General features: G+C 51.3%; 5 protein-coding genes. 2 read left to right on the top strand and 3 right to left on the bottom strand.

What is annotated here, in order from left to right:
• Positions 1–69 precede the first annotated feature (69 nt).
• Positions 70–2,070 (bottom strand): protein-disulfide reductase DsbD, encoded by a 2,001-nt coding sequence (dsbD, locus tag ACN0R1_RS20355; protein WP_417585988.1) that lies wholly within the window; start codon positions 2,068–2,070, stop codon positions 70–72.
• A 113-nt stretch (positions 2,071–2,183) separates the two neighbouring features.
• On the opposite strand from dsbD, the gene ACN0R1_RS20350 reads away from it, so the two are divergent.
• The gene (locus ACN0R1_RS20350) at positions 2,184–3,251 is read left to right on the top strand and encodes a 3-deoxy-7-phosphoheptulonate synthase (RefSeq protein WP_417585987.1); all 1,068 of its coding nucleotides are present in this window, start codon (positions 2,184–2,186) and stop codon (positions 3,249–3,251) included.
• Positions 3,252–3,529: 278 nt separating this feature from the next.
• Here ACN0R1_RS20350 and ACN0R1_RS20345 read toward each other — a convergent pair whose 3' ends face one another.
• Both ACN0R1_RS20345 and pgm read right to left on the bottom strand, forming a co-directional pair.
• Complete coding sequence (locus ACN0R1_RS20345; protein ID WP_417585986.1) at positions 3,530–9,025, bottom strand: retention module-containing protein; 5,496 nt, start codon at positions 9,023–9,025, stop codon at positions 3,530–3,532.
• Positions 9,026–9,246: 221 nt separating this feature from the next.
• Positions 9,247–10,848 carry a phosphoglucomutase (alpha-D-glucose-1,6-bisphosphate-dependent) gene (gene pgm / locus ACN0R1_RS20340; RefSeq protein WP_417585985.1) on the bottom strand — a complete coding sequence of 534 codons (1,602 nt, stop codon included), beginning with the start codon at positions 10,846–10,848 and terminating at the stop codon, positions 9,247–9,249.
• Between the two features lie 249 nt (positions 10,849–11,097).
• Between pgm and ACN0R1_RS20335 the strand changes: the two genes are divergently transcribed.
• Positions 11,098–12,543 (top strand): diguanylate cyclase domain-containing protein, encoded by a 1,446-nt coding sequence (locus ACN0R1_RS20335; RefSeq protein ID WP_417585984.1) that lies wholly within the window; start codon positions 11,098–11,100, stop codon positions 12,541–12,543.
• Positions 12,544–12,690 lie beyond the last annotated feature (147 nt).

The raw sequence follows: 12,690 nt of genomic DNA, 5'->3' as shown, positions 1-12,690 counted from the left end.
CAGATGCCGGTTTGCTTTCTCGTCAGATAAGCATGGCACATTGTTAGGGGGGCGGGTCCATCTTATTTCCTACAAGAGTGGGGTGATCTGCTGCAGGAGGGGCTGGGGGCCGATGACGCCGTGTACGGCTAGCTCTCGGCGCTCATTACCCTGCTGATCGAAAAACACCAGTGCGGGTGGACCGAACACCTGAAAACGCTGATTCAGTGCACGTGAATCACCGTCATTGCGGGTCACGTCGATCTTGATTTTGACAAACTCAGACAAACCGGCCTGAACTTCGATATCAGCAAAGGTGACGAACTCCATTTCCGCACAGGTCACACACCAATCAGCATAAAAATCCAGCATCACGGGCTGCTGAGCGGCTTTAGCATCAGCCAGCAACGGCTCTAGTGCGGCTAAAGACGTGACTGTTTGATCAAATCGCATCGACGATCCTTGAGCCGCACCTACAGGACCAGCCGCTAAGCCCATGCCCTGCAAGGGGTACACCAGGCTTCGCCCACCCGCAAACAAGCCGAGTAACAAGGCCACACCGTAGACTAACAGCACCAGCCCTACGCCTTTCCACAAACGCTGCCAGCCACTGACGGTATCGGCTAACTTATCCAGCGCACTCAAGTACACCGCTGATATAATCAAAATGATCGCCGTCAAAGCCATAGTGATCTGCACAGAGACAATTCGGTCAAGCATCCACACCGCCAGCAATAGCAACAGGACACCAAATCCAGCCTTGATCGCCTTCATCCAACTGCCGGCTCTCGGCATGAACTTCCCTGCCGAAGTGCCAATCAGTAGCAAAGGCACCCCCATCCCCATCGACATAGCAAAAAGAGCTGACCCACCCAACAACGGGTCACCTGTCTGGCCAATATAGATCAGCGCACCGGCCAAGGGTGCTGCCATGCAAGGCCCGACGATCAGGGCAGAAAGAAAGCCCATCACCGCGACGCCCGTTATCTGGCCGCCTTTCTGGCTTCGACTCATCTGATTCAAACGGTTTTGCAAGCCACTAGGGAGCTGCAGCTCATAAAAGCCAAACATGGATAGCGCCAGCAATACGAACACAGCCGTAAACACTGAAATGATCCAGGGGTTCTGAAAACTGGCCTGAATATTGGCACCAAACAGCCCTGCCAGCACACCCGCTACAGTATAGGTAACGGCCATAGCCAACACATACACACTAGATAACCCCAACGCCCGACGCGTTGAAACCCGTTCCTGTTGACCGGCAATAATACTGGAAAGAATTGGAATCATCGGGAATACACAGGGTGTCAGCGACAACGCCAGCCCGGCAACAAAAAAAGCGGCCAGGATCAATGGCAAACTACGTCCAGTTAATAATTGGGTGAAGCGATCATGTTCTGAAACAGGAAGAGTAGAAGCTTCCGCAACTCCCCCCTGTTCCGGCGGCATACCCTCCGGCCAACTCAGACCCGCGACCAGCGGTAAAGCCGACAAGGGAACCGACTCAGTGACCGGCGGATAGCAGATCCCACCATCCCAACAACCCTGGTAAGTCACCTCCAGCATAGCATTCTTAATGGTTTCATCATCCGCGCCTATCAATAACGCAGCGGCGGCCTGATCATTCCAAACATCTACTGAACCAAACAGTGGATCATCCTTAGCAGCACCAGCCTGGCGCCAGCTATCCACTAGCTGCACACCCTCAGGCACCGAAAACTTCAAATGGTCACGGTAGAGATAATAATCTTCATGCACACTCCAATTCAGCTCAATCACACCCGGAGCAACCACCCGAGCATCAAGCTGAAACACCTCTTCCACCGGCAGAGGACCGTTGGAGGTGTTTGAGCGATTAAAAATTGAGAATAACCTATTTGCAGGAGCCGGCTCTGCCGTAGGAGCTCGCTCCGCGAGCGAATTATCGTCCGGGGACCGGGCTCCTACATTTCCCCCCGTAGATTCGCCCAGAGACTGGGCTCCTACAAGGCTTGATAGGCTTAACAAAATGATCGTGAGGAGTATCAATATCGGTTTAAACACAATGTATCCTTCAACCCGGGTGCGCTTCAGTCTGCAAAATCTGACCATTAAGTGGCCCTATCGTTCCAATAGTCGATATTATACCTCTTTCCCCTTATATGCCGTGCAGGGATATGTAAAAATACCCTTACGAATCTATCTGCTTTCAGGAAACAATAGAGATGACCGATACACGCTTAGAAGACCTCAGTATTGAATCCATCACACCGATCGTCACTCCGCGCGAACTTAAAGCCAAACTGCCCTTGAGTGAGAATGCCGTTGCCACAGTTATTCGTGAGCGTCAGGTGGTTAAAGACATTCTGGATCGTAAAGACAAGCGCTTAATGGTTGTGATTGGCCCCTGCTCTATCCATGATCCAGAAGCCGCACTGGAGTATGGTCGTCGCCTGAAAGTATTGGCGGAAGAAGTTAAAGATTCGTTGTATCTGGTCATGCGCGTGTATTTTGAAAAACCTCGTACCACCGTGGGTTGGAAAGGTCTGATCAACGATCCGAAAATGAATGACTCTTTCGAAATCGAAGAAGGTCTGCGCATTGGGCGCAAGCTGCTAATTGACCTGTCCGATATGGGCTTACCGCTGGCCACCGAAGCACTTGATCCCATTTCGCCCCAGTATATGCAGGACCTGATCAGTTGGTCTGCTATCGGAGCGCGCACCACAGAATCCCAGACACACCGTGAAATGTCATCCGGTTTATCCTGCGCCGTAGGCTTTAAAAACGGCACTGACGGCGGCCTGACCGTGGCCATTAACGCCATGGAATCTGTGTGCCACTCGCACAATTTCCTGGGTATTGATGAAGATGGCAAGGTATCAATCGTCAAAACACGCGGCAACGCATACGGCCATGTCGTACTGCGTGGTGGTAACGGAAAACCCAACTACGATTCAGTCAGCGTGCGTCTCTGCGAACAGGCTCTGGAAAAAGCCAAGCTCAACAACAACATCATGATTGATTGCAGCCATGCCAACTCCAATAAAGACCCAGCGCTACAGCCACTGGTCGCTGAAAATGCCGCCAATCAGATTCTGGAAGGCAACCAGTCCATTATTGGTCTGATGGTTGAATCCAACCTCGAATGGGGCAACCAGTCCATTCCAGCCAATCTCTGTGACCTGAAATACGGCGTATCAGTGACCGATGCGTGTATTGACTGGAAAACCACAGAAGAATGCTTGCGTGGGATTCATGAAAAGCTGAAGGACGTCTTGCCGAAACGGTGATAATCGCGGGGAGAGGTTATCCGGGAATGTGGGAGAATCGCCCGCGGAGCGGGCTCCTACAGATGCCTCTACATTGGTGTGTTCATATATTGTAGGAGCTCACTCTGTGAGCGAAATACGAGCCCGCCCGCAGAGCGGGCTCCTACAATGGGCTATTTGATTCGCTCGGAGACCGAGCTCCCACATAATCGCCCGCGGAGCGGGCTCCCACAATCCCACAATCCTACAAAGAGTGTGGGATCGCCCGCGGAGCGGGCTCCTACAAGGCCCCCTGGTTCCTACTGGTCGATGTTGATGTGTCCGCTGTCGACCAGATGATTGATGATGGCTTCATCGGTTGTCATGGTACTGGTGTCGATTCCCAGGTCTGCAAAGGAAACGCCGTCCAGCATGATTGACTGGGTTGCGCTGGAGCCGTCGCCCATGGGGGTCAGCTCAATCAGTGTGCCTTGAACAGATTCGGTCACACTGATGTAATCAGTGAGATTTCCACCCTCTTCACCCTGAAGCAGATCGGCGATATCTACCACATCACCTTCGCTCGCATTAAAGTCCATGACTACATCATCACCGCCCTGTGTACTCAACGACCACTTGAAGGTATCAGCGCCAGCCCCACCTATCAGGACATCGTCACCATCGGTGGCGAAAAGATAATCATCGCCACTGCTACCGACAATGTCACCGTCCGTATTGGTGTAGCTGTAACCCATTGGTTTGATGGCAAAGGATGAGTCCTGTGATCCATCAATAGCCAGGTAGCTAAACGGGTCTGCTGATTCAAACACCAGGGTGCCATCCTCCTGCAGTTCGATATCAGCTGGATCACCGATACGATTTCCCGCTGCATCGAACAGCGAGAAGGTCGCAGAATCACCCAGCTCGCCCTGTACTTCAAAGCGAATACTGTTCAAAGCCTCCTTGAACTGCAGTAGTAACGCTTCAGGCTGTTCGATCATGGCAGGGTCATCATTACCCTTGTGGTCAACCGCCAGGAATCCTTCTGTGCTCAGGGTCACAGTATGCGGCCCTTTGGTCATCGCATCATTATCCAAACGACCACCCTGACCCTGATTGGCATAGGTGCCGGAGTTACCCTGCCCCTGTCCATTACCACTGTTATGAGCGGAGACATCCAGGATAATATCAGACGGCGGGTTGTTATCCGTCCAGTCAGAAGGCACGCTATCCGGAACTGGGGTATCTGTCTGCGTATCGATCTGTACTATGACCGGATCGCTGGCATTACCCGCCTCATCAGTCACCTGATATTGGAACTCAGCTGAAGGCACTTCTTTAAAGCTGACACTCTGCAGAAAATAATCACTACTGTCAGAGGTGTTCGCGTTGCCACCTTCACCGTATTCGGTCGCGCTAAATCTCAGCTGATCAAACACCACGCCACTGAGTGTAAAGGCTCCGCTACCACTGCCAGTTCCCTTGGAGGTATCAAAACCAGACGAAGGCGTAAAGTCGATAGTCTCTCCACTGAGTAACGAGGTGGCACTACTACCGGTAAAGGTCCAGCTACCAACCGAAGTACCATTCAGGAACGCTTCAACACGGCCGACTTCTTTCTCATTAAAGATCAGTCGACTAACGGCAATCTCAGCCTCACCAACCGGATTGGTAAAATCGAGGATAATCGTTTCTGAGCTGCCATCACGATAGCCCAACTGATTGGGCACCTCGCCCTGTCCAAAGCTACTGCCATCAACCCCCACCCCTTCAGAGGTGAATCGCAATGTTGAGGCATCACTCTGGCCATCCATGGTATAGCCATGAATGCTGACACCATGAGCCTGCCAGTCTGAAACTGAGTTGCCACTCAGGGTCAGAACGGGTTGATCAGACATAGCCGACTGCACTTCACCCGCGGTGGCGACCCAATAAAGATCGGCATCAACGGTGAAGGTATGGTTAGCCAGGTCACTTGCATCGAAGGGTACATAACCGCTCCCCGTATTCAGATACAGGGTTCCATAGGTAGGAAGATCGGTAATCTGAAATACCAGATCAGACTCCAGTGTCTCCTGATCCTGCCCACCCAGTGAAGCATCCAACTCCAGCATCGATGGCACAGCCTGACCTGCTTCATCGAGATCAACGCCGCCACCAACACTGAATTGTTTCGCAAATACAGCATCGTCTGGCAGTCCGGCAGGCAGGCTACCGAAAACAACATTAGCCTGGGTTAAAACCGGATCAGCAACGGGCGGCGTATTCTCTACCAGCCCAACGGATACAGTGCGCTCAACCGTATCACCATCACCATCAAAAACCTTGTAATTGAAGGTTTCCTGGGCGTTTTCAGCCAGATCGCCCGGAGGATTGTAAATCAGCTCGCCAGCGGCATTAATTGCAAGGCTACCGCCCAGACTGCCCACCTCAAACTGAACCGCATCCTGCAGACTGCCATTCAGATAGCCGTCAGGACCGGCATCAATACCCAGCGAAGCAATCGCATCAGCCGCCAGCACATAATCACTGACGCCAACAGCAACGGGGGTCTCGTAGGTGAAGTTTTCAGCCGATGGGCCCGCATCCTGGAAGTACATCACCGGGCCGATATCGATGGTGGCATCGTCTATGTCATTATCGGAGTCAGATACAGTTTTGGTCAGGTCGATAGCGCCAGCCGCTATATTCACCACATCAGAATCACCCACCACGCCCGCGAGCGGATGCTCAACCGCACGCAGCTGATCCAGTGTCACCACACCCGTTTCACTGTTGACTGTTACCGTGAACACAGGGGTTTCGAAACCACCAATCATCACATAACCCTGCACATCGTTACCCACCATGCGCAACAGCACTGTCTCACCTGTCAGCGTATCGACCAGGCCGGAATCACTGCCATCCCCTTGCGTAACGCCCAGGGTGTAAGCTGATGGCGTACCCTGCTCGTCAGCCCCAAACTCAGCAACGAAGTGAGTAGAGAAATCAAAGTTGGCCACCTGATCCAGATCGCTTTCACTGACGGTCAGATTGGCATCGCTCCAGGCCACATTGATATTGACATCATTGAAGTCATAATCGCTGCTGTTGCCGTAGATATCTTCCCAGTTCAGATCACCCTCGGTGAGGTTATTCTCAACATGTGAGGTACCATTCGGATGCAGATCTCCATCACTAAAGAGTGCCGGCATGTTACTGTTTTGCCCGAGCAGCGGCTCCAATGGATCGCCATTTTCATCAGCTGTCCAGGCCTGCCAGACGGTATCACCATTACCATTAACGAAGGACTGGAACACCACTGGAGTATCATTAGTCAGATCCCCATTATGGTTAGCGCCATTAGGAATGATGAAATAACCTATCTCGCCCGGTGCATAACCGGTAATAATGCGGATATCGTTAACATCCAGCTTGACGTTACTCCAGAGCACCGCGCCCACTGTAGGCTCACCATTCTCACCGACGACATAGTAGCCAAAGCTATTATTGTAGCCAGTGCCGGTATCACTACCCAGATTGGTAATGGTGACTTCGTGGCCAGATGGATCGGTACCGCTGACTTCCGGTAAATCATCGTAAACTTTCACAGACACGCTGGCAGTAGCCGACTCCGTGCCATCACTATCAATAGCCTTAACTTCAACACCGGTAATATCCAGCTCATCCACACCCACATTATGTGGCAGACTAGCCAGTTGCTTAACGGCCACTGTGACGTTACCCGTTTCACCGGCCAGAACTTCGCTACCGGTCAGGCTCAGTTGAATCACCGGACTGCCATTCAGAGAACCCACCAGGTCCCCATCAGGATTCACGTCCCAGGTAAGGACACCATCCAAACCAGCAATGCTAATGCCATCGGTGGCACCAAACACAAAGCCAGCAATATTGTCACTACCGGCGGTAAAGGTCAGGGTATTACTGTCATTGCTGTCCGGATTGTCACGCAGATCAACATCGCTGGTCACCAGATTTACACTGCTGCCAACTCCATCTTCACCGCCTGGTGTCGGGCCATCACCATCGACGATGGTGATAGTATGGGTTGCATCCGCTTCATCAAGATCGCCATCGATTTTGATCAACTGGAAGCTCAACGCCGGATTATCGTTTCCGCTGTGATCCAGATTGGTAGCCGCAACAAAGCTCCAGGTGCCATTGGCATTAAAGGTCAGAATACCCACACCAGTATCAATCGGCTCACCGGTAACCAATGGCACAGGAGTCGCACCATTGATAGATACCTGGCGCTCCGCACCCTGCTCATCAGCCCCTGGATCAGTGCTCCAGGTACCCGTCACTTCAGCACCACCTTCAATGGCTTCAGTTTCACCGCCTAACTGAGCCGTGGGTTCATCATCATTAAAGGTAATAAATTCACCGAGATTAAACGGCTCGGTTGACTGACTGACACTGTCACCATCACGGTCTGTAACCGTGACACTACCAGTTAGAGTCACCAGATTGGCAAGGTTTAACTGATTGACTGGCTCACCATAGAGTAGATGATCAATCGGCAGCAGCTGCGTCAGTACCAGCTCACCTTCTTGTATCTCAAGGGTAAAGACTATTTCAGAGCCCTGCTGGCCATACAGACTACCGGTAATGGATTGCAGGTCATCAGACAGTTCCAGGAAGATCGGCTGACCACCATTGAGAAGGCCAGAGAAAACGCCAACCGGTGGTAACACAATCGGATTGAACTCAGGCGGAAAGTCATTTAAACCCTCACCTGGAGTTTGCATCGGTGGAAACTGATCATTCTCACCAACCACCAGCCCCAGAGCATAGCTCCACTCTGCAGCCCCTGGACCATCAGCACCGTAATCGATACTGGCACTGAACAGATCAGACAGAGCTGCTTTATCTTCGCTGCCGCCCTCACCCAGCGTTTGGGCATCGTAAACCATCAGGTTCAGGCCTTCGGGATCTATATTCAAATCAAGAATTGAAGGGCCATCATCAAAAATAGTCACATCAAAGGTAGCGGATGTGCTCAGACCATTTTCACTGGTTGCCGTAACCGTGACTTCCACGCCCACCGGATCATTTGGATCCGCATCATCAGGATGTTCAACCGCACTCAGCTGTTCAAACGTATAGGTACCGTCAGGATTAACCTGTATCTGCCAGGAACCACCGTAGCTGTCGGGGCCATAAGTCAGAGTATTGTTTCCAGAATCCCACACCGCACCCGGAGCCGAAAGAGCAATCGTTCCGGTCAGCCCACCAAAGTTGACTCCCAAACTCTGAGTAAAACTATCAAATCCACCGGTTTCATTAACCTCGCCACCTTCAGGATTAATAACCGGAGGTACAGGATCTTCGGCAGCCGCAACAATACCCCCATCACCCAGCGGGGCCTCAAAATCGCTTACCAGCTGCTGCTCAAACTGGAAGACAAGCGGATCAACACTTTCAGAAATACGCATCAGGCGAACAAACGAACCACCGCCTCCATCGGGCGCGCCCTCGGCACCAGCGGCAGGTGCTTCCAGATCATCCAACAGATCACCATCACCCTCCAACGCGGCCAGGATGGAATCAACACTGGGATCCGTGATTTCACTTTCAACAGGTTCAGGGGCAGAGGCTGTGATCTGGTTTTCAGTCAACAGCAAGTTTTGTGGGCCGTTTAGGCTGACAAGTTCACCCTTGTCATAATCTAAAACGACTTGAGATCCATCTGCAGAAATCAGGACTTCGCCTGCGTAGAGAGCATCTCCGGGTGATAACACACGAATCGTGCCATCTTCTGCACGTGCAGAAACGTCACCGGAAACGCTTACGATGATTGCGACTTGGGGGCTCATGGCGGTTACCTCTAATTATAATTACTACTGAAGCTCTTCGGCTTCAATTCATTTTGAGGAATCCTTTCTATACCCTAATTATAGAAACCAGTTTAAAAATAAGTATTGTACTGAAGTACAAAGCCATAAATAACGGGCCTTACAGGCAATGTAAGAACCCGCTAATGCGTTTAAATTTTTACCCTATGATTTTTAAGTGTTTTTTTTTGGCTGAGCAAAACCTACGCCAGATTAGACAACATATCATCCACTATGACCTTGGCTTCGATCACCAACTGGTCCAGGTGGGCTTGATCCACAAAGCTTTCGGCGTAAATTTTATAGATTGACTCAGTGCCACTAGGCCGGGCAGCAAACCAACCATTGGCAGTAATCACCTTCACCCCGCCGATGGCTTCAACATTACCGGAGGCCTTCACCAAAATATCCGTGATTGGCTCACCCACCAAATGCGAAGAACGGATATGCGAAGCCTGCAACCAGCCCAACACCTTTTTCTCAGCCGGTGTAGCTGGTGCATCAATGCGCTTGTAATACGGCAGCCCCAGGGTCTGGGTTAATTCCTGATAATACTGACTGGGTGACTTACCGGTTACGGCAAACAATTCAGCGGCCAACAAGCACAGCAGAATACCATCCTTATCCGTTGACCAGGGTTCACCGGCCATGGTCAGAAAACTGGCCCCGGCACTTTCCTCACCGGCAAAAGCCAGGCGTTTCTGATGCAGCCCTTCCACAAACCATTTGAAGCCCACCGGCACCTCGTACAGGGTTCGGCCATGCTTGGCGACCACTCGATCGAGAATGGAAGAACTGACCAATGTCTTGCCAATAGCGAGATCCGGGCTCCACTGCGGTCGATGCGTCAACAGATAATCAACAGCCACGGCGAGGAAATGATTCGGATTCATCAAACCCGCTATATCCACAATGCCATGCCGATCAGCATCCGGATCGTTAGCCAACGCCAGATCATAACGGTCCTTAAGATCAAGCAGGTTGGCCATGGCATGAGGGCTGGAGCAATCCATACGGATTTGACCATCATGATCCAGCGGCATGAACGCAAAGGTAGGGTCCTGCGAGGTATTCACAATACTTAAATGCAAGTGGAAACGGCTGGCAATCGCCTGCCAGACTTCGAGCGCCGTACCGCCCATCGGATCTACACCAATCCGTAAACCGAAGCGCTCTATCGCTGAAATATTCACCACTTCCGGCAAGTGTGACACATAGAGATCGACGAAATCGAACGGTGTTACCGCCGCATTTGCTTCATCCTGAGTAACTCGCTTGATACCACTCAGCCCTCTCTCCAACAAAGCATTGGCGCGATCCTGAATCTCACGCGTCACACTGGATGCAGCTGGCCCACCGTCCGGTGTGTTGTACTTGATACCACCATCACCTGGCGGGTTATGTGAGGGGGTAATGACAATCCCATCGGCCAAAGCGTCCGGCTGATGTAAATTGTGCTGCAAAATGGCATGCGAGATCAGTGGAGTAGGCGTATACCCTCCGTTCGGGTGTACACGCACATCCACGCCCTGTGCTATCAAAACTTCGATAGCACTGCCATACGCTGGTACAGACAACGCATGTGTATCAATACCCAAAAACAAAGGACCGAAGATCCCTGCTGCAGTGCGGTATTCAACAATAGCTTGTGTAATAGCCCAGATATGCGCCTGATTGAATGACCCATTGGTCGATGCACCACGATGACCAGATGTCCCAAATGAAACCCGCTGCGCCGCCACACTCGGGTCAGGTGCTTTCTGGAAATAGGCAGAAATCAGCGAAGGTATTGATAGTGCTTGCATAGAACATTCCTTTTTCAATAGTCACTACACGCGCCCCCATGGCTCTGCGGCCTGTAAAAACGCGAAGCTTATAATTTCGACAAACTCATTCTAGACTACAAAAATGAATGCTCCGTGTCTCTAAGGAGCGCTAGAAAAAATAATTTATTTTGCGATGCACATAACACAATTTAGCTGGATAAAAACCGGATGCTCTGTAGGGTACTCGCACATCCTATGCTATATTTGCATTAAAAATGAGTATTACCAATGACATCCTCCATTCCTAATCCTGAACGCCATGGCAAAATTCGAGCACTGTTTGACGAATACATTGAACTCTACGCCTCACGCGATGACCGGCTGACAACACTCTTCAGCGAAAACTTCAGTGGTTACACAGGTGGCGGAAAAGTTCTGATCACAGATCGCGATGAGTGGATTAGGATCACCCGTCAGGATTTTTCCGAAGTGCCAGGGCGCTTACGTATCGAAATGCGGGATATCTCGATACAGGACTTAAGCCAACAGGTCGTGGTTGTAACGGCTTTTTTCAATATTCACCTGCCGATTCCGGAGCATGTCCTCGCACACGAAGTCGCACGATTGGTGCTGATCTTTCGCCTTGAAGGTGAGGCCTGGAAAATTGTCCATAGTGGTATCTCCATTCCCTATCACCTGGTACAGGATGGCGAAGTCTACCCACTCAACAATTTGCAGGAGCGCAACCGGGAACTCGAAGCGTTAGTCAAGGAACGTACCCAAGAGCTTAATGAACGAGAGTCTTTCTATCGACTACTTACAGAAGACACTGTGGATGTAATCTGGCGAGCTGACAGCGACCTTCGCATCACCTACATCAGCCCATCCGATGAGCACTTTCGCGGCTTCAAAGCCGATGAAGTGATAGGGCAACACGTTCTGGAATTGTTCAATGAAGAAGGTGTTGCCATCGTCACCGAAGCCTGGCACAGGCGGCAAGAGGCTGAACGAGAAGGAAAACACCTTGGCTTTGTCAGATTTGATGTGCCTCACCTGTGTAAAGACGGCAGCGTAATTTGGGGAGAAGTCTTCTCAAAAGCAGTGCGGGACGAACAGGGAAAAATTATCGGGTTTCACGGCATCACCCGGGAAATCACCAAGCGCAAACAGCTGCAGGACCAGATTCAACTACTGGCCTTCTATGACACACTGACCCAGCTCCCCAACCGCCGTTTGCTCATCGACCGCCTGAACCAGACGCTGATTGCCAGCAAACGCACCGGACGCCATGGTGCCTTGATGTTTGTCGATCTGGATGATTTTAAACCACTGAATGACCAATACGGACATTTTGTCGGCGACCTGTTGCTGATTGAAGCGGCAAATCGATTAAAAAGCTGTGTGCGCGAGATGGACTCGGTCGCACGTTTTGGCGGTGATGAATTCGTAGTGATGCTTAGCGAACTGGATACAGATTATGAAAAATCCATCGCTCAGGCCCAGATCATTGCAGAAAAGATCCGCCACATACTATCCGGTACTTACGAATTAAATATCGCACGCGAGGGAATGGCTGAAAACACCGTAGAACACCATTGCTCCGCAAGCATTGGCGTGCAGGTATTCAAAAACCACGGCGCCAGCCCCGACGACATCCTCAAATCCGCCGACATCGCCATGTACCAAGCCAAAGCCGCCGGCCGCAACACAGTCCGCTTCCACGCCCCCCTGTAGGAGTTCGCTCCGCGAACGAACAACAACAATCGCCCACAGACCGGGCTCCCACAAAATTACCGAACCACCCGTAGGAAATAAGATGGACCCGCCCCCCTAACAATGTGCCATGCTTAATCTGTAGAGAAAGCAAACCGGCATCTGAGT

Origin of the sequence: Nitrincola sp. (assembly GCF_048264025.1) — a bacterium.
Lineage (GTDB): Bacteria > Pseudomonadota > Gammaproteobacteria > Pseudomonadales > Balneatricaceae > Nitrincola.
Note: the sequence above shows the minus strand (reverse complement) of the source record. Positions and strands in the feature narration are given on the sequence as shown.